General features: G+C 61.4%; 26 protein-coding genes and 1 pseudogene. 11 read left to right on the top strand and 16 right to left on the bottom strand.

Translation table 11 applies throughout. The annotated features are described in order from the left end of the window. Positions 1–15 precede the first annotated feature (15 nt). Entirely contained in the window at positions 16–891 is an 876-nt protein-coding gene (locus P0D84_RS09945) for an MOSC domain-containing protein (protein WP_408335532.1), read from the bottom strand. Positions 892–1,056: 165 nt separating this feature from the next. Next, entirely contained in the window at positions 1,057–1,839 is a 783-nt protein-coding gene (gene glcC, locus P0D84_RS09950) for a transcriptional regulator GlcC (protein WP_408335535.1), read from the bottom strand. Between the two features lie 244 nt (positions 1,840–2,083). Between glcC and glcD the strand changes: the two genes are divergently transcribed. The 5 genes from glcD (at position 2,084) to P0D84_RS09975 (ending at position 8,941) form a co-directional block, all read left to right on the top strand. Next, a complete protein-coding gene (gene glcD / locus P0D84_RS09955) occupies positions 2,084–3,583 on the top strand; it encodes a glycolate oxidase subunit GlcD (protein WP_408335538.1) in 1,500 nt (499 codons plus the stop codon). After that, entirely contained in the window at positions 3,583–4,650 is a 1,068-nt protein-coding gene (gene glcE, locus P0D84_RS09960) for a glycolate oxidase subunit GlcE (protein WP_408335541.1), read from the top strand. The genes glcD and glcE overlap by 1 nt, the downstream gene beginning before the upstream one ends. A gap of 205 nt (positions 4,651–4,855) precedes the next feature. Next, complete coding sequence (gene glcF, locus P0D84_RS09965) at positions 4,856–6,196, top strand: glycolate oxidase subunit GlcF (RefSeq protein WP_408335544.1); 1,341 nt, start codon at positions 4,856–4,858, stop codon at positions 6,194–6,196. 18 nt (positions 6,197–6,214) lie between these two features. Beyond that, positions 6,215–6,619 carry a heme-binding protein gene (locus P0D84_RS09970; RefSeq protein WP_408335547.1) on the top strand — a complete coding sequence of 135 codons (405 nt, stop codon included), beginning with the start codon at positions 6,215–6,217 and terminating at the stop codon, positions 6,617–6,619. A 147-nt stretch (positions 6,620–6,766) separates the two neighbouring features. Beyond that, on the top strand, positions 6,767–8,941 hold the full coding sequence (locus tag P0D84_RS09975; protein ID WP_408335550.1) for a malate synthase G: 2,175 nt from the start codon (positions 6,767–6,769) through the stop codon (positions 8,939–8,941). A gap of 184 nt (positions 8,942–9,125) precedes the next feature. On the opposite strand, the gene galU is transcribed toward P0D84_RS09975, so the two are convergent. Beyond that, on the bottom strand, positions 9,126–10,043 hold the full coding sequence (gene galU / locus P0D84_RS09980) for a UTP--glucose-1-phosphate uridylyltransferase GalU (RefSeq protein WP_408335553.1): 918 nt from the start codon (positions 10,041–10,043) through the stop codon (positions 9,126–9,128). Positions 10,044–10,350: 307 nt separating this feature from the next. Beyond that, positions 10,351–10,494: a hypothetical protein gene (locus P0D84_RS09985; protein ID WP_408335556.1), complete on the bottom strand. Its 144-nt coding sequence runs from the start codon at positions 10,492–10,494 to the stop codon at positions 10,351–10,353. 241 nt (positions 10,495–10,735) lie between these two features. Here P0D84_RS09985 and P0D84_RS09990 point away from each other — a divergent pair, with 241 nt between their 5' ends. Together P0D84_RS09990 and P0D84_RS09995 are read left to right on the top strand one after the other, a co-directional pair. Continuing rightward, the gene (locus P0D84_RS09990) at positions 10,736–11,923 is read left to right on the top strand and encodes an acyltransferase family protein (protein ID WP_408335559.1); all 1,188 of its coding nucleotides are present in this window, start codon (positions 10,736–10,738) and stop codon (positions 11,921–11,923) included. A 22-nt stretch (positions 11,924–11,945) separates the two neighbouring features. Further along, positions 11,946–12,056, top strand: a pseudogene (locus P0D84_RS09995) (SymE family type I addiction module toxin); the annotation flags it as partial. A gap of 56 nt (positions 12,057–12,112) precedes the next feature. Here the strand turns inward: P0D84_RS09995 and P0D84_RS10000 are convergent. The 10 genes from P0D84_RS10000 to P0D84_RS10045 form a co-directional block, all read right to left on the bottom strand. Then, the gene (locus P0D84_RS10000; RefSeq protein ID WP_408335562.1) at positions 12,113–12,514 is read right to left on the bottom strand and encodes a hypothetical protein; all 402 of its coding nucleotides are present in this window, start codon (positions 12,512–12,514) and stop codon (positions 12,113–12,115) included. A gap of 118 nt (positions 12,515–12,632) precedes the next feature. After that, positions 12,633–12,950, bottom strand: a complete 318-nt coding sequence (locus tag P0D84_RS10005; protein ID WP_408335565.1) for a DUF8220 family protein — start codon at positions 12,948–12,950, stop codon at positions 12,633–12,635. 95 nt (positions 12,951–13,045) lie between these two features. After that, positions 13,046–13,354, bottom strand: a complete 309-nt coding sequence (locus P0D84_RS10010; RefSeq protein WP_408335568.1) for a hypothetical protein — start codon at positions 13,352–13,354, stop codon at positions 13,046–13,048. Next, on the bottom strand, positions 13,351–13,629 hold the full coding sequence (locus P0D84_RS10015) for a polymorphic toxin type 37 domain-containing protein (RefSeq protein WP_408335571.1): 279 nt from the start codon (positions 13,627–13,629) through the stop codon (positions 13,351–13,353). Before P0D84_RS10015 ends, P0D84_RS10010 begins: the two co-directional genes overlap by 4 nt. 28 nt (positions 13,630–13,657) lie before the next feature. Then, entirely contained in the window at positions 13,658–14,014 is a 357-nt protein-coding gene (locus P0D84_RS10020) for an RHS repeat-associated core domain-containing protein (RefSeq protein WP_408335574.1), read from the bottom strand. 150 nt (positions 14,015–14,164) lie between these two features. Beyond that, a complete protein-coding gene (locus P0D84_RS10025) occupies positions 14,165–14,626 on the bottom strand; it encodes a hypothetical protein (protein WP_074300754.1) in 462 nt (153 codons plus the stop codon). Next, positions 14,623–15,126, bottom strand: a complete 504-nt coding sequence (locus P0D84_RS10030; RefSeq protein WP_408339756.1) for an RHS repeat-associated core domain-containing protein — start codon at positions 15,124–15,126, stop codon at positions 14,623–14,625. The genes P0D84_RS10025 and P0D84_RS10030 overlap by 4 nt, the downstream gene beginning before the upstream one ends. 175 nt (positions 15,127–15,301) lie before the next feature. Continuing rightward, positions 15,302–15,568: a hypothetical protein gene (locus tag P0D84_RS10035; protein ID WP_408335577.1), complete on the bottom strand. Its 267-nt coding sequence runs from the start codon at positions 15,566–15,568 to the stop codon at positions 15,302–15,304. Positions 15,569–16,385: 817 nt separating this feature from the next. Beyond that, complete coding sequence (gene xerC / locus P0D84_RS10040; protein WP_408335580.1) at positions 16,386–17,447, bottom strand: site-specific tyrosine recombinase XerC; 1,062 nt, start codon at positions 17,445–17,447, stop codon at positions 16,386–16,388. Then, entirely contained in the window at positions 17,447–20,425 is a 2,979-nt protein-coding gene (locus P0D84_RS10045; RefSeq protein ID WP_408335583.1) for a CHC2 zinc finger domain-containing protein, read from the bottom strand. The genes xerC and P0D84_RS10045 overlap by 1 nt, the downstream gene beginning before the upstream one ends. 152 nt (positions 20,426–20,577) lie before the next feature. Here P0D84_RS10045 and P0D84_RS10050 point away from each other — a divergent pair, with 152 nt between their 5' ends. Beyond that, entirely contained in the window at positions 20,578–20,940 is a 363-nt protein-coding gene (locus P0D84_RS10050) for a helix-turn-helix domain-containing protein (RefSeq protein WP_408335586.1), read from the top strand. A gap of 97 nt (positions 20,941–21,037) precedes the next feature. Further along, positions 21,038–21,274, top strand: a complete 237-nt coding sequence (locus P0D84_RS10055; protein WP_408335589.1) for a SymE family type I addiction module toxin — start codon at positions 21,038–21,040, stop codon at positions 21,272–21,274. Between the two features lie 75 nt (positions 21,275–21,349). Here the strand turns inward: P0D84_RS10055 and P0D84_RS10060 are convergent, their stop codons facing one another. Together P0D84_RS10060 and P0D84_RS10065 are read right to left on the bottom strand one after the other, a co-directional pair. Beyond that, positions 21,350–21,757 (bottom strand): hypothetical protein, encoded by a 408-nt coding sequence (locus P0D84_RS10060; RefSeq protein ID WP_408335592.1) that lies wholly within the window; start codon positions 21,755–21,757, stop codon positions 21,350–21,352. A gap of 222 nt (positions 21,758–21,979) precedes the next feature. Then, entirely contained in the window at positions 21,980–22,594 is a 615-nt protein-coding gene (locus tag P0D84_RS10065; protein WP_408335595.1) for a CHC2 zinc finger domain-containing protein, read from the bottom strand. Between the two features lie 152 nt (positions 22,595–22,746). Here P0D84_RS10065 and P0D84_RS10070 point away from each other — a divergent pair, with 152 nt between their 5' ends. Together P0D84_RS10070 and P0D84_RS10075 are read left to right on the top strand one after the other, a co-directional pair. Then, positions 22,747–23,109, top strand: a complete 363-nt coding sequence (locus tag P0D84_RS10070) for a helix-turn-helix domain-containing protein (protein WP_408335598.1) — start codon at positions 22,747–22,749, stop codon at positions 23,107–23,109. Positions 23,110–23,206: 97 nt separating this feature from the next. Next, positions 23,207–23,443, top strand: a complete 237-nt coding sequence (locus P0D84_RS10075) for a SymE family type I addiction module toxin (RefSeq protein WP_408335601.1) — start codon at positions 23,207–23,209, stop codon at positions 23,441–23,443. Positions 23,444–23,454 lie beyond the last annotated feature (11 nt).

Genomic DNA, 23,454 nt, shown 5'->3' on the forward strand with positions numbered 1-23,454 from the left:
AGCCGGCATCCCCGTCTAGTCGCCAAAACCCAGTTCCGCTTCCACTGCTTGCCCGACTCGCAGCCGTGCCCCGGCTCCGCGCGCGACGATCGCATTGTTGCCGAACGTCAGCGCACCGTTTCGCCGCGGACTGGCCCGGTAGACACTCATGGTGTCGGTGGGTTCATTCGGCCAATCCGGATCGGGCGCGCCCTTCGCCTGGTCGATGGTCGGCATCGGACAGCGCGAGCACAGCTTGACCAGTTGCAGCTGGACGGCTGCATTCTCAGCGCCGTCGACACTCAAGCTCTCGACGTAGTCCTCTTCGTACGCATCGAGCCCCGTTAGCACGACGTTGGGGCGAAACCGGTCAATCGGAATCGACGGCGCGCCCTTGTTGTTCAGCCGCACATTCAGATCGTCGAGCGAGGCCTGGCCGATCACCAGCAGCGGAAAACCGTCGGCGAAATGCGTGGTGGCGCCGCCGACGCTGCCGGTGTAGTCCGGATCGACAATCCGCTCGCGCTCCGGATCGAAGCGCAGCAGTCGCGCCGGCACGCCGAGAAAGTCCGAAAACCACGCGGCGCTTTGCTCGCCGGTGTCGAGCCCGTAGGCCGCGTCGCGCCAGACCGCGGTCTGCACCTTAGGCGCGGCGCCGAGCCCGGCTGCATCAAGCGGTGTGCGCAATTCGCTCATGCCCGGCGCGCGAATCACGAGTTCCTGTTCGCAGAGTTCGACTTTGACGAGGGCCATGCGGGGATACGCGCGCTGTGTGAGCATCGCACCGCTCGGCTCGGTGACCATCCAGCATCGATCGTATTCGAGTCCGGTGGCGAGCAGACGCGCTTCACTGAGCGCAATGCCGGCGCAGGATTTGATCGGATAGACGAAAAGCTCGCTGATGGTAGGCATGATGTGGAGCGTGGGGAACACGCGTTTTTCTTGTGTTGATGCTCGATTGTAAAGCTTGTAAAGCGCCTTGCGACGCGCCATATTGACCGCGCCGTGGCGCCGGTTTCCATTGCCTGTTGAACGCTGCACCGCCTATGCCGAACCTTGCAGCTGAACTACTACGCCCTACTCCCAGCCTTCGAGCCGCAGCGTCGCGCGCACGAGCCGCTGCTCTTCCTGTTCGATTTCGCGCAGATTCGCACATACGCTTTCGATGTGATCGGCCGCCGCCTTGCGCGCCTGTTCGGGCAGCTTGCCGGTGACCGCGTTGTAGAGCCGTGCATGCTGACGATCGATCACCCGCTTTTGCGGCTCGCGGTGATAGAGATTGTTCACCGAAGCAAACACCGAGCTCAACAGCAGATCGGTCAGCGTGGTCCAGGTATGCACCAGCACCGGGTTGTGCGAAGCCTCGCAAATCGCAAGGTGAAACGCGTGATCGAGGCGCGCGTGGGTGGACGCGTTTGTGTCTTTGCCGTGCGCCGCGAGCATTTCCTCGTAGCGGCGCGTGATCAGCACGAAGTCGGCGGCCGTGCCGCGCAGCGCCGCAAGCCGGGCGGATTCCGCTTCGAGCAAGGCGCGCACTTCAAACAGATCGTAGAGCGTGCGCGGCTGCGAGCCGAGCAGATGCATCATCGGTGTGAGCGTGGGTTGCGCGGTGAGACTGGCGACGAACGAGCCCCTGCCATGCGAGGTTTCGATGATGCCGCGCGCCCGCAACAGCTTGAGCCCTTCGCGCAACGCCGTGCGCGATACGCCGAGCTTGTCGGTGAGGCGCCGCTCGGAGGGCAACGCCTGCCCCGTTTTCAGCACGCCGTCCACGATCAATCGTTCGATACGATCGGCGACGACGTCGGCCACCTGCCGCGTGCTTTCCACACCTGGTGTCTGCATTGCCGCTGTTTTCATTGCCTTTTTTACTGGTATGACCACTTTTGATGCTAACACGCGGGAGCCGCGATATCCATGTAATCCCTGCATTTGCTGGGGTTCATTATGATGGCTCGCAAAGCGCTTCAAAAAAAACTGGTACGACCACTTTGCCGCACCATCGACAGCGGCATCCGTAGCCGCAACAATCCCCTCTGAGACATGCTCGCGCGCCCGTGCCCACGGGTTCGACCGCCGGGTTGGCGCGGCACCAGGAGACCTCATGAGCTATCACTACGACGAACGCATCGATGGCGCGCTCGCGACGCACGACAAATCCACGGTCGTCACTCAATTGCAAGCGCTGATCCCCGACCTGCAACTCCTCCATGAACAGGAAGATTTGCGGCCGTACGAATGCGACGGCCTCGCCGCCTATCGCACCACGCCCATGCTGGTGGCGCTGCCCGACAAGGTCGAACAGGTCGAAGCATTGCTGAAATTCGCCAACGCCCAAAAGATTCCCGTGGTCGCACGTGGTGCCGGGACCGGTTTGTCGGGCGGCGCCCTGCCACTGGACAAAGGCATTCTGCTGGTGATGGCGCGCTTTAACCGGATCCTCGAAGTGGATCCCGAGGCCGGCATCGCCCGCGTGCAACCCGGCGTGCGCAATCTCGCGATTTCGCAGGCCGCCGCGCCCCACGGCATGTATTACGCGCCGGACCCGTCGTCGCAGATCGCCTGTTCGATCGGCGGCAACGTCGCGGAAAACGCGGGCGGCGTGCACTGCCTGAAGTATGGACTGACCGTCAACAACATCCAGAAACTCGAGATCCTCACCATCGACGGCGAGCGCATCACGCTCGGCTCCGATGCGCTGGACGCGCCCGGTTTCGATTTTCTCGCGCTTTTCACGGGGTCGGAAGGTTTGCTCGGCATCGTCACCGAAGTCACCGTGAAGCTGCTCACCAGGCCGCAAAGCGCGAAAGTGCTGCTCGCCAGTTTCGACGACGTCGAGAAAGCCGGTGCCGCGGTCGCCCAGATCATTGGCGCGGGCGTGATCCCCGGCGGCCTCGAAATGATGGACAATCTCGCGATCCGGGCCGCCGAAGACTTCATCCATGCGGGCTATCCGGTCGATGCTGAAGCGATCCTCCTGTGCGAAGTGGACGGCGTGGAAAGCGACGTGCAGGAAGACGTGGAGTGTGTCGAAGCACTGTTGCGCGCAGCGGGCGCCACCGATATCCGCCTCGCCAAAGACGAAGCCGAACGCCAGCGCTTCTGGGCCGGCCGCAAGAACGCGTTCCCCGCGGTCGGCCGCATCTCGCCGGATTACTACTGCATGGACGGCACGATCCCGCGCCGCGAATTGCCGCGCGTGCTCAAGAGCATCGAGGACCTCTCGACCGAATACGGCCTGAAAGTGGCCAACGTCTTCCACGCGGGCGACGGCAACATGCATCCGCTGATCCTGTTCGATGCGAACGCGCCCGGTGAAACGGAACGCGCCGAAGCGCTCGGCGCGAAGATTCTCGAACTGTGTGTGGCGGTGGGCGGCAGCATCACCGGCGAACACGGCGTGGGCCGCGAAAAGATCAACCAGATGTGCGCGCAATTCAATAGCGACGAACTGAGCTTCTTCCACGCACTGAAGGCCGCCTTCGATCCGGACGGCCTCCTGAACCCCGGCAAGAACGTGCCCACGCTGCACCGCTGCGCCGAATTCGGTTCGATGCATGTCCACCACGGCGCACTGCCCTTTCCTGAACTGGAGCGTTTCTGATGCGGATCGAAACGGTATCGATGGACGATAGCGAACGGCTCGTCGCCGAAGTCTCGCAAGCATGGGCAAGCAGTACGCCGCTGACGATTCGTGGCGGCAATAGCAAGGCGTTTCTGGGCCGCCCGGTGCAAGGCACGCCGATCGACACGCGCTCGCATCGCGGCGTGGTCAGCTACGACCCGACTGAACTCGTGATCACCGCGCGCGCCGGCACGCCGGTCAGCGAACTGAATGCGGCGCTCGACGCCGCCGGTCAGATGCTGCCTTGCGAGCCGCCGACCTTCGACGGCACGGCCACCGTCGGCGGGATGGTGGCGGCCGGCCTCGCCGGTCCGCGCCGGCCGTGGTCGGGGTCGGTGCGCGATTTCGTGCTCGGCTGCCGCGTCATTACAGGTAACGCCAGGCATCTGCGCTTTGGCGGCGAAGTGATGAAGAACGTCGCGGGCTACGACGTCTCGCGACTGCTAGCCGGCAGCTTCGGCTGCCTCGGCCTGATCACCGAAGTGTCGCTGAAGGTCTTGCCGAAGCCGCGCGCGCTCGGCAGCCTCACGCTCGATCTCGATGCGCACGAAGCGCTGCGCGAACTGTCCGCATGGCGCCGCGCCGCGTTGCCGATCAGTGGCGCGGCTCATGTCGACGGCCGCCTGCATGTGCGGCTCGAAGGCGGCACGGGATCGGTGGCCTCGGCTGTCGATCGCATCGGCGGAACCGAACTCGATCCGCAGTTCTGGGACGCACTGCGTGAGCATCGTCTGGCCTTTTTCGACGACGCGCGCCCGTTGTGGCGCCTCTCGCTGCCGAATGCTTCGCCGCTGAGCCGTTTGCCCGGCGACACGCTGCTCGACTGGGCGGGGGCGCAACGCTGGCTCAAAAGCGATGCCCCGGCGGCAACGGTCCGCCAGATCGCGCACGCCGCGGGCGGTCATGCGACCTGCTTCACGCCACAGGTGGACGCCGAGCCGTTCACACCGCCGCCAGAGGCGCTGCTGCGCTTTCATCGGCAGTTGAAGCAGCAACTCGATCCGCGCAGCCTCTTCAACCCCGGTCGTCTCTATGCCGGCCTGTGAATGCCGACCTGTGAGCGCTGGCGAACAGCGGTCCGTCAATGCGGGCCTATGAGTGCTGGCAAAGCCGGCCCGCCAATGCTGGCCTGTGAATGCCGGCGAACGGCGGCCTATCAATGCTGGCCAATGAATGCTGGCGAGTGCCGACCGGTCTGTGCCCATCGGCCTGTGACCATCGACCTGTGAAGCCCTGAAGGCGAACGACACCATGCAAACCAATCTCAGCGACGATGCTAAAACCCTGTCGCGCGCCGACGAAGCCGAACAGATCCTGCGCTCGTGCGTGCATTGCGGCTTCTGCAACGCGACCTGCCCGACCTATCAGTTGCTCGGCAATGAACTCGACGGCCCACGCGGCCGTATCTATCTGATCAAGCAGATGCTGGAGGGCGAGCCGGTCACGCAGAAAACCCAGCTGCATCTCGACCGCTGCCTGAGTTGCCGCAACTGTGAAACCACCTGCCCGTCGGGTGTCACCTATCACGCGCTGCTGGACATCGGCCGCGCCGAGCTGGAGCGGCGGATTGTTCGGCCCGCCTCGGAACGCCTGCTGCGCGAGGGTTTGCGCCGGGTGATCCCGAATCCTGCGGTATTCGACGCGCTGCTCAAAACCGGCCGGGCCATGCGGCCGTTTCTTCCGGCCGCGCTTGGACGTAAAATCCCCAAGCGAAGCGCTCGGCCTATCGCTCCGTTTAATGATCGGACAAAACCGAGGCCGGCGCCGCGGCATCCGCGCAAAATGCTGATGCTGGAGGGCTGCGTGCAACCCGCGCTGTCACCGAACACCAACGCGGCCGCCGCGCGTGTGCTGGACCGGCTGGGCATCAGCATCGTAAATGTCGGGCGTGCCGGCTGCTGCGGCGCGACCGACTATCATCTGAATGCGCAGGAGGCAGGGCTGGCGCGGGCACGGCGCAATATCGACGCGTGGTGGCCCGCCATCGAGGCCGGCGCCGAAGCCATCGTGCAAACCGCGAGCGGCTGCGGCGCGTTCGTCAAGGAGTACGGGCATCTGCTGCGCGATGATCCTCGCTATGCGTCAAAAGCGCAGCGGGTGAGCGTTCTGGCGCGAGACCTCGTCGAGGTATTGACTAACGAGCCGCTCGATCAGTTGCAAGCGAGTCAGTTGCCAGGGCATTCGCCAGAGAATTCGCAAGGGGATTCGCCAGCGAATTCGCCAGAGAATTTGCCGACGCAAATGCCCCAGCAGTTGTCGCAGCAGGCCCGGCAGAAAATCGCGTTTCACTGCCCATGCACGTTGCAGCATGCGCAAAAACTGGGCGGCGCGGTCGAGTCGATCCTGCAACGGCTCGGCTTCGATCTCACCGCCGTGCCCGACGCCCATTTGTGTTGCGGATCGGCGGGCACGTATTCGATCACCCAGCCGGAACTTGCGGAAAGATTACGGAGCAACAAGCTCGATGCGTTGGAAAGCGGCAAGCCGGAGCTGATCGTCACGGCCAACATTGGTTGCCAGACGCATCTGGACGGCGCCGGCCGTACGCCGGTACGCCATTGGATAGAACTTGTAGAAGCATCTTTACCTTAAACGAAACAGGAATTCATTATGCTGAGCAAACCCGTGTTGACCGTTGCCGAAACGACCCGAATCCTCGAGGCCGCCCGCGCGGAAGCCGAGAAGAACCAATGGGCCGTCGCCATCGTGGTGGTCGACGACGGCGGCCACCCACTCGGCATGCTGCGTCTGGACGGCAGCGCGCCGGTCAGCTCGTACATCGCAACGGAAAAAGCCCGCACGTCGGCGCTCGGCCGCCGCGAAACGAAGGACTATGAAGACATGATCAACAACGGCCGCACGGCATTCCTGAGCGCGCCGTTGCAAGGCACGCTGGAAGGCGGCGTGCCGGTGATCGTCGACGGTCAGGTGGTCGGCGCGGTCGGCGTGTCGGGCGTCAAGGCGGCTCAGGACGCGCAAATCGCCAAGGCGGGCATTCAGGCCATCGGCGGTTAATTCCGGCCATCGTCGCTTAAGTTGGCATTTTCGTGCGTATTTTTCGTTCAGATTGCGTTCGAAGCGGCGGCAATAGATTCGCAGCACAATAACGAACACAACGCGGACCGATGCCCCCTCATCGGTCCCATTCAGATGGAGCAGTTGATGACTCAGATGAACACGCGCGGCGGACTGCAAGTCGCTGCCAACCTCGACCAGTTCGTCGAAACCGAAGCCCTGCCCGGCACCGGACTCGACAGCGCCGCATTCTGGTCAGGTTTCGACGCCCTCGTGCACGAGCTGGCGCCCAGGAACCGTGCGCTGCTGGCCGAGCGCGACCGCCTGCAAACCGAACTCGACAACTGGCACCGCGCCAATCCGGGTCCGGTGCGCGACCTGCGCGCGTACCGCGCCTTCCTCGAAGGCATCGGCTACATCGTGCCGGCGCCGGCAAGCGTCAAAGCCACGACCGACCAGGTGGACACCGAAATCGCCGAACAGGCCGGCCCGCAACTCGTCGTGCCGCTGTCGAATCAGCGCTATGCGCTCAACGCCGCCAACGCGCGTTGGGGCAGCCTGTACGACGCGCTGTACGGCACCGATGCGATCCCCGAGACCAACGGCGCCGAAAAGCAGAAGGCCTTCAATCCGGTGCGCGGCGCCGCGGTGATCGCTTATGCCCGCAAGTTTCTCGATCAGGCCGCCCCGCTCGCGAACGGCTCGCACGTCGACGCCACGCTGTATAGCGTCGAAGCCGGCAAGCTCATCGTCACGCTAAAGAACGGCAAGACCGAACTGAAGGCGCCGGCGCAATTCATCGGCTATCAGGGCGAAGCGAGCGCGCCGTCGGCCGTGCTGCTGAAGCACAACGGCCTGCATTTCGAAATCCAGATCGACGCGAACGATTCGATCGGCAAGACCGATTCGGCGCGCGTGAAGGACGTACTGGTCGAAGCCGCGGTGAGCACGATCATCGACTGCGAAGACTCGGTTGCCGCCGTCGATGCCGGCGACAAGGTCCAGCTCTATCGCAACTGGCTCGGCCTGATGAACGGCGACCTGACCGAAGAAGTCACGAAGAACGGCAAGACTTTCACCCGCCGTCTGAATGCCGATCGCGTATACACAGCCGCAAACGGCACCGCGCCGGTCGTGCTGCATGGCCGCTCGCTGCTGTTTATCCGCAACGTCGGTCATTTGATGACGAATCCGGCCGTGCTCACCAAAGATGGCCAGGAGATTCCGGAAGGCATTCTCGACGCCGTCATCACTTCGCTGTGCGCGCTGCACGACCGCAAGCACAAGCTGAATTCGCGCACCGGCTCGATCTATATCGTGAAGCCGAAAATGCACGGCCCGGCCGAAGTCGCGTTCGCGAGCGAGCTGTTCGCGCGCGTCGAAGATCTGCTCAAGCTGCCGCGCAACACGATCAAGATGGGCATCATGGACGAGGAGCGCCGCACCTCCGTCAACCTGCTCGCGTGTATCGGTGAAGCATCGCAACGTGTCGCGTTCATCAACACGGGTTTCCTCGACCGTACCGGCGACGAAATGCACACGGCGATGCAAGCCGGCCCGATGATGCGCAAGGGCGACATGAAGTCGAGCGCATGGATTGCCGCGTATGAACGCAGCAACGTGCTGGTCGGTTTGAGCGCGGGCCTGCGTGGCCGCTCGCAGATCGGCAAGGGCATGTGGGCGATGCCCGACCTGATGCACGCGATGCTCGAACAGAAGATCGCGCATCCGAAGGCCGGTGCGAATACCGCATGGGTGCCCTCGCCGACCGCCGCGACGCTGCATGCGATGCATTACCATCAAGTCGACGTGCAGGCGGTTCAGCAGGAACTCGAACGCACGGATTACTCGAAGGTGCGCGACGAACTGCTCGACGGCCTGCTGACGATTCCGGTCGTCGAATCGGCGAAGTGGAGCGCGGACGAGATTCGCAGCGAAGTCGACAACAACGCGCAGGGCATTCTCGGTTACGTGGTGCGCTGGATCGACCAGGGCGTGGGTTGCTCGAAGGTACTGGACATTCACAACGTCGGCCTGATGGAAGACCGTGCCACGCTGCGTATTTCCAGCCAGCACATCGCCAACTGGCTGTATCACGGTGTGGTGACGCGCGAGCTGGTCGAAGAGACCTTCAAGCGTATGGCGAAGGTGGTCGACGAGCAGAACGCGGGCGACCCGCACTACAAACCCATGGCACCGGGCTTCGACACGATCGCGTTCAAGGCCGCGCAAGCGCTGGTGTTCGAAGGACGCCAGCAGCCGAGCGGCTATACGGAACCGCTGCTGCACAAGTTCCGGCTGGAAGTGAAGCAGGAGCAGTAAGGGCTTATTGAGCCGCGGCCTGGGTATAAGGCTCGATGATCTTTCGGGCTCGCCCGGGTAGAGGCCGATAAGAAAAACGGGCGCCGCATCATGCGGCGCCCGTTTTGATTTGCGCGGTAGTACTGCGCGTTGCTTCGGCTGAAGCATGTGCGGCGTCCTGCCGCCGAAGCCGCCTTAAGTCACCTTAAGCCGCTTCAGCCGTGTACCGGGCCGGTACACTGGCCTGCATATTCGCCTGTAGATACGTTTGCAGATACGCCTCGAAATCCGCCTTCACTTCCGGATGACGCAGCGCGAATTCCACCGTCGCCTTCAGATAGCCCAGCTTGCTGCCGCAATCGAAGCGCGTGCCGAAGTAGCGATAGGCAAGCACCTGCTCTTCGGTCAGCAGCGACTGCACCGCATCGGTCAATTGCAATTCACCGCCTGCACCCGGCTTCAACGCGCGGATATGCTTGAAGATGGTCGGCATCAGCACGTAGCGCCCCACCACGCCGAGGTTCGACGGCGCCTTATCCGGCGCCGGTTTTTCGACGATACCCGATAGCTTGATGACATTGTCTTCCCACTCGCGGCCATCCACGACGCCGTACGAGCGGCTGTCTTCGCGCGCAATGGTTTCGACGCCGATCACCGAGCTGTGATAGTGGTTGAAGGTGTCGACGAGTTGGCTCATCACCGGCTTCGAGCTGTGCAGCAAGTCGTCAGCCAGAATCACGGCGAACGGACTCTCGCCCACCAGTTTCTCGGCGCACAGCACCGCATGGCCCAGACCGAGCGCTTCGGCCTGGCGCACATAGAAGCAGTCGACGTTGGCCGGCTTGATGCTCCGTACGAGGTCGAGCAGCTTCTGCTTGTTGCGCGCTTCGAGTTCCGCTTCGATCTCGTAGGATTTGTCGAAATGATCTTCGATCGCGCGCTTGCTGCGGCCCGTCACGAAGATCATCTCGGTGATGCCGGCGGCAATCGCTTCTTCAACCGCGTATTGAATCAGCGGCTTGTCGACGATCGGCAGCATTTCCTTAGGGCTTGCTTTGGTAGCCGGCAGGAATCGTGTCCCGAGGCCCGCTACGGGAAACACGGCTTTGGTGACTTTCAGCATGGTAGGCATTCCCACATCGGTTAGAAATTAGTGTGTCGCGGGCCTCGCGGCCAATCGATGCCGCCGAAAAGACTAACAAAAAAAATTAATCCGTTTCACGCGTGAATTCTTATCGATTCCGGCAAATAATTCGATTAGCTTTCAATATTAAAGGATCATGAAAGTTTCAGGAAACAATTACGTATCTTGAGTGAATTATTTTCGGTAATTCCGAAAATTTTACGTATCCGGCAAAACGGAGCGCGGACAGCGCCTGAGTGCGGCGGGCAGCGAATTGCGGCCGCGCTCAGGCGCTATGCGGCAGCGCTCATTCATTCTCGTCGAGCTGGGGCAGCTTGGCCGGGTTGATGCGAAAACGGCGGATCGGCTCGTTGCGCAGTGCTTCGCGGTAGGCGGAGGCACCGACCAGGATGAGCAGCACGGCAATGCCGGCGAGTAGATGCAGGTTCATGACTTCACCTCGGGTCAAGAGAATCTGTGCCTTAAATTAGCACGACAAAACCGGCAAATAATTCGCTGTAGCACGTGCTTATACGTAATTACAATTCGTCACAAAATCGCCATTTAATTCGATGCGCGAGGTAATTTTTTATCGATTTTTTGCCGCTGCGGTGCACTAGCATGTGATGCACCGCGGGCGCGTGCAGTGCACCCGAAATAAGCTTTTTCCTCCGTCAGATTAAGGACCGCGCATGAGCGACTCAGCACTGGATGCCGCCGGCTCATCCCTGCCCCTCTCCCCGTCACGACCGGCCGCCGCGCCGCGCGCGCAGAGCGAAGCGCGCGCCGACAGCGCCGGCAAGGAACATGTGATCGACGCGATGCGGGGCTTCGCCGCGTTGCTGGTCGCGTATTTTCATTGCCGTCAGGTGGAATGGGTCGGCATGCAGACCTTTCATCAAAGCGTCGGCCATTCTTTCAGTCTGAGTACGATTGCCGCCTATCTGACGTTCCCGATTGCGTGGGGCTCGGCCGGTGTGCCGATTTTCTTCGTGATCAGCGGCTATTGCATTCATCGCGGCGGCGCGCTGCGTCTTGCAAACAATTCCGACTACCGGCTCGACACCGGCAATTTTTGGGTACGCCGTTTCGCACGCATTTATCCGGTATTGCTCGCGGCGCTTGTGCTGACGTTGGCACTCGACTGGGTCAGCTTGCAGTTGCCGCCGGTCAATCACAAGATCCGCGAGATCGGTCTGCAGGCGTTCCTCGTCAATCTGTTTTCGCTGCAAGGCGTGGCGGGTCACACGTATGGGTCGAACGGCGCGCTCTGGACGCTATCGCTCGAAGTGCAGTTTTATGCGATTTATCCGCTGTTGTTCGCGGTACGCCGGCGTTTGGGCATGACTTCCGTGCTGGCGATCGTCGCGGTAGTCAATATCGTCTCCGCCTATGTGCTGGAGCGCCACGATATCCAGTTCTTTACGTCGTATTGGTTTTCGTGGACGCTAGGCGCATGGATTGCAGATGCGAAGGTCCGTACTGCTCCGGATGCGCGCCCCTCGCCGGGCTGGGTCTACGTGCTCGCCGCGGCGTTCATCGCGCTCGGTTGCGCGGCATTCCATTTCGGGCAGTACGGTGCATTCCAGTTCTGGGCGATAGGATTCGCGTTCTATCTGTACAAGGCGCTGGAGCGGCGCAATGTTGATACTCCGGGTGTGCGACTGCTGTCGCGCTTCGGCGACTTCAGCTTTTCGTTGTATCTGATCCATCTGCCGATCTTCGTGCTGCTGTCGTCGATCCTGTTCCGCTCGTCGCTGCAGATGTCGATCTGGCCGTCGTTCGGCTATATGCTGGTGGCCGTGCCGGTGGCTTATGTGTTCTACCGGCTGGTCGAGCTGCCGGCGATGAAGTGGTCGGCGGGTTTCAAAGCGCAATAAGGAGTGGGTCCAGCGGCCCCTCTTTCCGTGGATGAAGCTCTCCGGACGATGGATCGAGACCGCCGGCTTTGAACCACGATCTCGCGTGCGTATCATCGCCGAACACCAGTGGCTCATCGTTACGCCGCTTTAAATACAGAGGGGCCGCGAAACGCGGCCCCTCTGTCACGACTTCATCCCCAAACACATCTACCTGTTTATGGCTACGCTCTTCGCAAGAAGAACAATCCATCCACCGTATACAAGCTCGATTTCGACGAACACTTTTTCCGCTCGTTCGATCGCAACCACTTCGCGCTCAATCACCGGTAACCAGACTGCCTCATCCCTCTGGTCACCACTCACTCCGGACAACAGAAGCGCTAGCGAATCCCGATAGTCATTCGGCTCACTCGCCGAATCCCACAGATGAACTCTGTCAACAATGTTCTGCTCGCGGAATTCATCAGCAACAAAGCGATCCACTCCTTCCGCAACCAGAGTGAAACGCTGCCTGGCTTGTCCGCGGAAAAAAATGCTGACGCCCTTATCGTCCTCAGTAAAGGTGATCCTAGTGACATGCGCCTCCACGAAACCAGAGAAATCAATCATCGATGCGCTCCCGTCTGTCATGGTTTTCGGGGCCACGACGAGTAAGGACGCCCGGCTCCTCGCGCGAGCCCCCTAGCCATTCATACAGGTGATCCACCTCGTTCCCCATCACTGCAACTCAGGATTGGTTTCGTAGAAATGTTCCATCCGGGTTAATCGCTTCTTCGTCCCTACGAGTAGGGTAGAAATCTTTCTTTTCTTCCAACTCGTAAAAAATCATTCCGTGTATGCCTTGAGCGTCCACTTTCCTTATCCGACGGCGCCAAATTCTTTTAAATGCTTCGTCCAACTCGTCCGGATCCCCCGATTGATATATATCATCAATGAATGCCACGTCCTGACCAGGCGGAAAAATCAAGTCGAACTCTTCGTCTGTTGCCGAAAATATGTCGTACACGCAATTAACTGCACCATCGATGATCTGTATATTTCTCACACCTACTCCCTGTTCAGCGAACGCAAACCTCCCGTCATTCGCGTTCGCACCCCTACACAGCTTGGATACTCACAACGAACGCTGACTAAGATAATTTAGCCAAAGATCTCGTCGTACCAGAAGGCCTGCTTATTTCGAAACCAATCACTAAACTCACTGCGATCCAATACGGCAAGCTGCCAAAGGCCAACCCCGTATCGACGAAACAACGCAAGTAGTTCGCGGAGACCCTCTTGATCGACTGCAGTTGGATTGACAGTGATATACACGGTGCGGAGATGCCCTTCGTATCGCACCACGCACGGTAGCCTGTTAAGCCGTGCAAAAAATGCGTCCTCGTCACCTCTGGAAAAATACCGCACACCTGTTGCTTCAAGTTCCACCGTTGTTGGCGATCCATTCATCGACGACGTGCTCCACCAGGAAAGATATTCTCGTAGTCACCACCGGGCGTTTCGACGTCTGAATGTGACCCCCGGTGTGACTCCCCTTTGCTTGGGTTATGTGGTCCAGTCGGAACCCACACGCGCCCGGCCTTCCCACGCCAGCCATACCCTCTTCCGTTCGGATTTTTGACCCATTCGTCACCGCCCCTAGGTGAGCAAAACCCTTCCGCCTCTCCGGACTTACTTGGGTGGGTTCGCCAACACTCACCGCCCGCTGACCACCACCAACTCACACCAGGAGTTGATCATGGCTGATGCCAATCATAAAGCACGTCCGCCTGCTCCGGCTTTTGCCGCATCAAGCGCCAATTGCTCTGCAAGAATGCCAGCAACGGTTCGCACAGTACCCGGAGCGATACAAATACTGACGCCGCCACCTGTCGCCATGCAGCCGTTATCGTCAATGTTTGGCGGGGGGATCAACGGCTTGCAAGATGCACCGTCATCGATAAGCCCTCCTGGCATCACTTTTGCGAGGCCGAACGGATCTCTGGACTGAACCGGATTCCCGTTGACATAAGCATACGCATTCGTCTGCCCACTCGCCCACCCAACCGGATCCTCACTGATGAATCGTGCTGTGGCCGGGTTGTAATACCTATTGCGATAGTAATACATCGGTACTGCAACAGCGTGTCACTGTCCACAGTTGGGCGACCGCGTCGTAGTTGCATTTGGCGGAACGCACCCACGCTCCTCGATTGACCATAGGTAGCCCAAACTCCAAATCCACCAATTCGAGGGGCAGCGCTTTGGGGTCCTTCTGGACTAGGCGCTATCTGCCCGAGCGTGTTCAGACGCGGACGGTCGAAATAGCAGCCGATTGCAGACCACGGCAATCTGCGCCCCGATCGATGGCTCGAAAAGAACTAGCTCCAGCCTCCCATCATTGAAGTCCGCTAACCAATGGTGTTTAGAGTCAGGTTTCAACCAGGAGTCGGTGTCGGAAAAGCTGGTAGCCCAAGTCACCCAGTAATCGATCTCCTCCGTCGAAAATTGTCGTGCGGTGGACCTTAGCACTCGGCTTACTACGTTTTGCAACACGAAGTCTTCGGCGCGAAATGCTTTAACGCCGAATAACTCGACTGTGCAAAGTTGTCCCGTCACACGCAACAAGCCGATCCTGTATACCGAGGTACCTCGATCCATGCCGATTGAGACTATTTCTGCATCGTGCAGGGAGAAGTCGTTGTAGGAAACATTACCGATATCCATTTTTCCGTCCATCATTTCGGTTGCCACGGACCATGAATAGGGACGGGATCTCCGCGCGAGGGATCGCCATTCTCCTTACGCCCCCAGTCATGCCCGTGCGGCACAGGCGTATTCGGACCATGGTGCTGGTCCCAGTCAACATCCCAATCCGGCCATCCGTCAGCACCATAACCTCGCTCCTGCCCACTGCCCGGATTTACGTGAACCGACCCTGGCTCGCCCTTATTCGGCGTTTTACTTGGCCTGTTAAAGGTCGACCCGTCAAAGAGATCGTTAAACCATTTCGGAACCCCTCCTGAGCCCGGACTGCAACTCGGCCCAGCCAGTGGAGGGGGTGCAGGAAGCGGAATTGCCTGCAACCCCATCGGATCGCTGAACTGCACCGGGTTCCCACCCACGTAAGCATACGCGTTCGTCTGCCCACTGGCCCAGCCTATGGGGTCTTCGCTGATGAACCTGCCGGTTTGCGGGCTGTAATACCGATTCCGATAGTAAACAAACGTCCCGACACGAATCCGCCCTCACACGGGCCGCTTTCCCTTAGCCGGCAAGGCTTTGACGTGTATCGACTTCGCCGGCCAGAGAATTTTTTCCAGACGCGATTCTCGATTGATTCGTATCTCGAAACAAGTGTGACTTCAGGGTCGTTACGCGGTAACAGGCGCATGGCCGGCGTTACCGCGTAACGCCTCAGATATCCAGATTCAGCCGGCCAGCGTAGTAATCAGCCTGCCCTTTGGGTAGCTTCCCCGCCCGCCTGAGCGCCGCCTCTTCGGCCTGCACCAGCAGCCGCTCCAGCATCGCCCGCTGCGTGACGCCGTAACACGCAGCCACCCGTTCCAGTGCCCGCTTCGCATGCAGGTCAATTACCAGGCTCAGCCGCTCGCCCTTGCCGTTTTCATCCTTCAGATGCCGTTCACGATATGCCGCCTGCCGTTCTGCACCACTCATTGCCATGAAGCCTCCTCATTGATCGTTACGCAGTAACTCCAGCATGCCAGGCGTTACCGCGTAACGACACCTGGCCGGATGGATAACGTTGCTGTCGCCCGCCGGGTTTGACGGCGCGCGCAGCGCGACGGCAAACCCGGCGGAACCGGGCCGTCGTGCTCCACTGCGCCAGAAACGCGCAAGCCTTCGTTACGCGGTAACGGCGCATGCCCGACCGCGCACGCTTACCCCGTCAAGGCCGCGCACCGCGCGCCGAAGGGCAGCCTTGACGGCCACCGGGGTTCTACGCTCGGACATGCGGTGCAAGACGACATGGCGGCTTGCACCGCATGCGAAGCACGCTTTGCGCCTTTTCGTTCTTCACTTTGGGGAGCCCCATGGGGGCGGACGGGAGGCAGGCTGCGAGCTCGGCGCGAAGGCCGCACCGCGGCCGCAGCCCGCGCGCAACAGACCGACGGGTGGGCGGGGCCCACTCCATTCACTGGCCGCCTCGCGGCCCCTGACTTTGTCTTGCGCGTAGCGCCATGCCTGGCTGTTGCGTGTACCAGGTGACTGGCCGCACAGCGGCCCTGATGTATTGCTGTGCGCTTCGCGCACCCGGCCGGGCCGGGGGCGCAAGACATAACGCAAATTAGCACCGTTTGGCGGGCCGGCAGACGGGACAGGTGGAGCGAGGCCGGCCCGCCAAACGGTGCTAATTTCCGGGCGTTATGTTTAATGTTGGGACGGCGCAGCCGGCCCAACATTTACCCCCGCTCCTCGTTGCCTCCGGCCGCAGGCCGCTGGACCTTCTTCACCATCGGGCCGCCAGGCCCGCACTCCCTTACTCCACGTCCCCGTCCGCTTCGGCCCCGATAGCAGCTAGCAGGGAGAGCGCATCACGCTCCAGCTTCGCCGGATGCGTCGCCGCATGGATCTCCTTCAGCTTGCCGATCGCCACCTGCGTATAGATCTGCGTGCTCGACAGATCCGCATGGCCCAGCAGCGCCTGGATGAACCGGATATCCGCGCCGTTCTCAAGCATGTGCGTCGCACACGCATGCCGCAGCACGTGACACGCCCCCTCGCGGATGCCCGCCCTCTCCATGTACCGCTTCACCAGGTCAGACAGCCGCCCCTTGCCGAACGGCTCGCCGTAGTCCGTCAGGAACAGCGTCCACTCGTCGGCCCTCACCGCGAGCGATGGCCGTATCCGGTCGCAGTACCACTCCACCCAGTAGCACGCCCGCTCCCCCAGCGGGATATACCGGTCCCGCCGGCCCTTGCCCTGCCGGATCATCACCGTGCCGCCGGACAGATCGATGTCGGAGACCGTCAGCCCGATCAGCTCCATACGCCGCATCCCCGTGCTGTACAGCACCTCGAGGATCGCACGATCACGCGCGCCCGTCAGTCCGCCCACGTCCGGCTGGTCCATCAGCCGCTCGACCTGCGCCACCGACAGCACCACCTTCGGCAGCAGTTTCGGCGCGCGCGGCAGCACCAGCTCCGCCGCCGCGTTGTATTGCACGTGCCGCTCGCGCGAGAGCCACCGGCACCACCCGCGCAGCGGCGTGAGCATCGTCTGCTGCGTGCGGATCGTCAGCGGCTTGCCGTCCTGCTTGCGGTACAGGTAAAGGTGTCGTTGATAGGCTTCCAGCACCGAACGTGTGAGCTCCTGCGGACGGCTCAGGCTGCGCTCTGCGCACCATCGCACGAACCGCTCCAGCGCCACGAACCGGCTGCGCACCGTCTGCTCCGTGCGACCCGTCACCGCCAGCCAGTCCAGATACCCTTTAACAAACACCATCAGCGCGCTCTCCACGTGCTCAGGCGTGTGCACCGCGTCGCTGCGCTTCTTCCGCAGCTTGCGCTTCCTGCGTCGCACTACTTCACCGCTTTCCATCACATCGGCTCCCGCTGGTACGACGTACGCACTGCCACATCCGGTTTTTTATTCCCGTAGACGTGCAGTTCTGCTTCGTTTCCCGACTCATCGCCGCACGGCCTTTCACCGCCTGAATCTGCGCGGTTTTGCACAGGGAGCAATGGGGGAGCAGAAGGGGAGTTCTGGCGGAGCGAACCGGGAGCGAACTCACCTTCACCGGGGGGCGAACTGCCAATCGTAGTCACATCCAGCAAACCCGCCAGGTGCGTCGCGTTGCTGCCGTCACCGTCATACATCAGTTCGTATTCGAAGCTCTGCCCACGCTGGCCGCGGTGCGTCAGCAGGTATTCCAGTTCGACCAGCCGTTCAAGGTGCTTGCGCAGCGGCGTGTCACCGAGCCCCGTCCACTCCCGCACCTCGCGCCGGCTGAAGCGCACCGACGCACGCGGCAACGGCTTGCCCTTCACCGCCTGGGCAATCTCTTCCAGCACCCGCCGCGTCACCGGCGGCAACTCATCGAGTGAGCGCCCGAGTACCTCATGCACCAGTGCATTCGCGCTCGCAATGTCGTTCGCCGTCACCTCGATGTACGCCAGCTCCGCGCCCGCGTGATGCACCGTTTTCACTTCCCGCTGGTACTGGTGCAACAACGCAATCGTGTCGATCAGCGTCAGGTATTTTTCATGGTCGCGGCGCATGCGCGTGCGCTCCGACTGGAACGTCAACTGGTCTGCATACGGATTCACCACGGCCAGCGGTTTGAGCAACCGCTGCGCGTTACGGTGTAACGACAGCACGCGCTCCTTCTGCGCCTTCAGCTTCAACCCGTCGAGTGTCCGCTTGTGACGCTGCAGCCGGTGAATCGCTTCGGTCTGCTCGCGGCCCTCGTCGACCGTCAGGATCAGGCAGCGGTTCAATAGCTCCTCGTCAATCTCGATCGCCGTCGTCGTCAGCATGATCGACACCGGACCCTCGACACGATATTCCTGCGTCACCAGGTTGCCCGTCTGCGCATCCTTGCCCGTCGATGCAATCGTCAGTTCACCATCGCTTTGCAGCAGCTTCAGTGCATACGCCGCGCGGCTCGCCCCTTCCTCCTCGCAGATCGCCAGCACCTTGTGCTTCAGGTTCGTCTCGCCCATGTAAAAGAGGCTCTGCCCCGTCATCGCCGAGTACTTGATCCGCTCCTCTTCCGGCACGAACGCCAGCACCGCATCCATCAGTGAACTCTTGCCCGCCGCGCTCGAGCTCTGGATCACCACGGCCAGCGGCGTGTCGAGTTTGCGCGACACCGCCGCTAGATACCCCACGAGCTTGTTCGTCTCCTCGCCCACCACCCCACACGCCGCGAAGTCCAACACGATCCGCTCCAGCAGCGCCGGCGTGCGTAGCAGTTCGAGCGCCTCGCGCTCCTCATCGGCCGTCATCTGCGCGCCGGCCGCCGGCGCATCGGCCGCGGCCTGCAACATTTCCAGTTTCAGCAGCACCCGTCCGAGGTCCGCCTTCACCACATCGTCGGTCAGCCGCAACTCCGCCGCCGCCCGCGCGATGTAGTTCGCCCGCGCCTTCGCGTGGTACAGGTCGAACGTGTCGACGTGGAACCGCTCGCCCACGCTCGCCAGCACATTCACCTTCAGCACCCCCGCCGTCGCCTTCGCCCTCGCATCGAACCCGCGCACACGGTAGCGCACCGGATCCAGCGTGAACACGATTTCCGCTGCGCTCACCTCGCACGGGATATCGAATGCCGGCGTGGCCGGCTCAACGCTCGCGGACAGCACGCTCTCTTTAGCGGCTAAAGAAGGAGGCGGTTCAGCGTTACGCGGTAACGGAGCCACCTCCGCCTGAGGCAATGCCGCTAGCGAAGGCGCGGGCACCACCACCTCACGCACAGGCGCCGCCCCATTGCCGAGCCACTGCGCGCGCCGCACCAGCACACCCAGGCTCTTCGCCGCTGGCGTCACCTTCAGCGCGTATTCATTCGCATCCAGCCCATGCGGGAACTGCACCCGGTAGCATCCGATCCCCTCGACCGTGAGCCGCTGCGCCAGCTTCTGCGCGCCGGCATCGCCCGCCGCATCCCGGTCGTACGCGATGATCACCCGCTCAACGCCCTGCGCCCTGAACAGCGCCAGGTGATCCTCCGTGAACCCGTCCGCACCGAACGCGGCCGTCACGTTCTGATACCCCGCACACCAGAACGTCAGCGCGTCGATGACCGATTCACACACGATCACTTCCCGCTGCCCACGCAAACCCTCCGCGTTGAACACCCCACGATGCGGTCCCGGCAGATACAGATGCTTCGGCAGGTTGCGCGCCTGGTTCTCCACGATCTTGCGCCCGTACGGGCCCGCAATGTGTCCCGCTTCGTCACGCCAGCCGAACACGATGCACCCGTTCAGGTGCTCATGGCCGCTCTCGCGGATCACCCCGATCCGCTGCAACCGCGTGCGGATCGCCTCGCCCGCCACACGGTTCTTTTCCGGCAGCCGCAGCCCCAGCGTCCGGTTCGCATACCCCAGCCGGAACGGTTCCACCGCCGCCGCAATCCCGCGTTTCTCCAGGTACGCCAGCGCCTCGGGCGAACTCTTCAGGGTCTGGTGGTAATAGTCCACCACCTGATCGAGCAGCGCAGCATCATCCACCTCCACCGACACCGGCGACTCCAGCGCGCGCACCGTCGTGCGCTCACCCGCCCTGGCCGCCAGGGCAGGAATCCCCTCGCGCAGCAGCTCCACCGCATGCCGGAACGAGATCCCGTTCGCCTTCATCGCCCAGTCCACCGGACCACCGCCGAGCCCGCAGCCGAAGCAGTGCCACAGGTTCTTCGAAGGCGTCACCACCAGCGACGGCGTGCCGTCCTCATGGAACGGACAGCGCCCGCGCCAGTCGCGTCCCGACTTCACGAGCCCGATGCCGTGCGCGCGCACGAGCTGCTCCACCGACACCTCGGCCTTCATGCGCTCAAGCTCGGATTCGGGGATACGGGCCATCAAACCGTCCTTTGGCTAAAACCCTGTCAAGGGGGTTTTCATAAAAATAACTTACAACCCAGTATACTTCGTTTTGAAGTATACTGGACATTGTTTTGTAGAACTCGGGGTATCTTGTGGCTGTCCTCATACATGAAGTGCCGACATCAGCCATGTCTATCTCCGACGACGAGCGTGCTTTTTTTGTCGCCCTGGGCGAACGCATCACCCAGTTCCGCAAGACGCGCAACATCACGCAGGTCAAGCTCGCCGAGACGCTTGGCGTGTCCCAGCAGACCTATCAGTCGTATGAGGTAGGGCGCAGGCGCATTCCGGTCTCGGCGCTGCCGGTCGTGGCGCGAACCCTGTCGGTTTCGCTGGAGGAGTTGTTCGGCGAGCCCGATAGCTCACCTCGCAAACGCGGCCCCATGCCCAGATGGCAGAAGCACATCGAAGCCATTGCGCAACTGCCCAAAGCGAAGCAGCAGTTCGTCGCGCGGATGCTCGAAGCCGTGCTCGCGCAGGCGCAGCAGTAAAGACGGTGACGTAACGCCGTAAACGAGCGCGGGCGATGAGTGCTACCAACACTCACCGCCCGCTGACCACCACCCACTCTTATCAGGAGAGTCGATCATGGCTGACGCCAATCATAAAGCACCACCGCCACCCGTCACCGAACGGTCTGTCACCATCCAGGAATCCTGGCGCTACCAGAAGGAGGCACGCATGCCCTCCCATCTGCGCAAGGAGCCGCCCACCTTTCCGTGGATGAAGCTCTCCGGGCGATGGATCGAGACCGCCGGGTTCGAGCCCGGACAGCGCGTGCGTATCACCGTCGAGCACCAGAAACTCATCATTACGCCGCTTTAAATGCAGAAGGGCCGCAAAGCGGCCCTTCTGGTGTCGGCTGTTTGATAGCCTCAAAGCGAACGAACTGGGACGAACCTACGCCTCCGTGCCGTTCTCAGCAAAGTAGCGCTTGCCCAATTCGATGTCAGCAGGCAAGAACCGAAGCTCCGGCATCTCCATGCAATTCTTTAAATGCCTTTCAAATCGAACGCGAACCGCATCTTCCCTAAGATCGATCGGCCTTATTCGACTGACGCACAACGCGACTTCGTGCAACACCCCGAAGATCGAGTTGTGTAGGTTGCGCATGATAATTTCTTCTGTCGAACCGATATAGTGCGCCTCTCTCGCATCAGACAAATCGTACAAGCCTTTAACTGAATAGCGATCTGATAGTGGATCGTGTCGAACCAACACGCTCAGGTCGACTACCTCGGGCCATTCGAGGAGAGCGCGTCTTAGCAAGTCATTGAATCTGAACGACACCATTACGACCTCTCTCATTTTCGAATGCGTCCATCAGGCCAAATACTATTTGGCGTCCTTCCTTTGCTCCAGTCTTTCTCGTTCTTCCAGCGCTTCCATTGGTCTCCGCCATGGCTCGACGTGTCTTTCTCCCAAACAGAACCATCATCAAGACATTTTTTTCCGCGCGTTCCACGAATAGGCTCAAAGCTCCCCGGCGATTCTTGCGGATTGTTCGGATAAACAACAGGATCATCGGCGTCACCGTTCGAGAATATCCCGCCAACGGTATCCCTGATCCAGTCGCTTGCCCCCTGAGCACCCCACGGCGGAGAAACCCAGGACGGTGTGTTTGACCCTGCGCCGGGCGGTGGAGGGACCGGTGTGTATGGGAACGTACCCCAGCCGGAACGGTTCCACCGCCGCCGCAATCCCGCGTTTCTCCAGGTACGCCGGCGCCTCGGGCGAACTCTTCAGGGTCTGGTGGTAATAGTCCACCACCTGATCGAGCAGCGCAGCATCATCCACCTCCACCGACACCGGCGACTCCAGCGCGCGCACCGTCGTGCGCTCACCCGCCCTGGCCGCCAGGGCAGGAATCCCCTCGCGCAGCAGCTCCACCGCATGCCGGAACGAGATCCCGTTCGCCTTCATCGCCCAGTCCACCGGACCACCGCCGAGCCCGCAGCCGAAGCAGTGCCACAGGTTCTTCGAAGGCGTCACCACCAGCGACGGCGTGCTGTCCTCATGGAACGGACAGCGCCCGCGCCAGTCGCGTCCCGACTTCACGAGCCCGATGCCGTGCGCGCGCACGAGCTGCTCCACCGACACCTCGGCCTTCATGCGCTCAAGCTCGGATTCGGGGATACGGGCCATCAAACCGTCCTTTGGCTAAAACCCTGTCAAGGGGGTTTTCATAAAAATAACTTACAACCCAGTATACTTCGTTTTGAAGTATACTGGACATTGTTTTGTAGAACCCGGGGTATCTTGTGGCTGTCCTCATACATGAAGTGCCGACATCAGCCATGTCTATCTCCGACGACGAGCGTGCTTTTTTTGTCGCCCTGGGCGAACGCATCACCCAGTTCCGCAAGACGCGCAACATCACGCAGGTCAAGCTCGCCGAGACGCTTGGCGTGTCCCAGCAGACCTATCAGTCGTATGAGGTAGGGCGCAGGCGCATTCCGGTCTCGGCGCTGCCGGTCGTGGCGCGAACCCTGTCGGTTTCGCTGGAGGAGTTGTTCGGCGAGCCCGATAGCTCACCTCGCAAACGCGGCCCCATGCCCAGATGGCAGAAGCACATCGAAGCCATTGCGCAACTGCCCAAAGCGAAGCAGCAGTTCGTCGCGCAGATGCTCGAAGCCGTGCTCGCGCAGGCGCAGCAGTAAAGACGGTGACGTAACGCCGTAAATGAGCGCGGGCGATGAGTGCTACCAACACTCACCGCCCGCTGACCACCACCCACTCTTATCAGGAGAGTCGATCATGGCTGACGCCAATCATAAAGCACCACCGCCACCCGTCACCGAACGGTCTGTCACCATCCAGGAATCCTGGCGCTACCAGAAGGAGGCACGCATGCCCTCCCATCTGCGCAAGGAGCCGCCCACCTTTCCGTGGATGAAGCTCTCCGGACGGTGGATCGAGACCGCCGGCTTTGAACCCGGATCACGCGTGCGTATCACCGTCGAACACCAGAAGCTCATCATTACGCCGCTTTAAATACAGAAGGG

The organism is Paraburkholderia sp. RL17-337-BIB-A (assembly GCF_046025895.1).
GTDB lineage: Bacteria > Pseudomonadota > Gammaproteobacteria > Burkholderiales > Burkholderiaceae > Paraburkholderia > Paraburkholderia fungorum_C.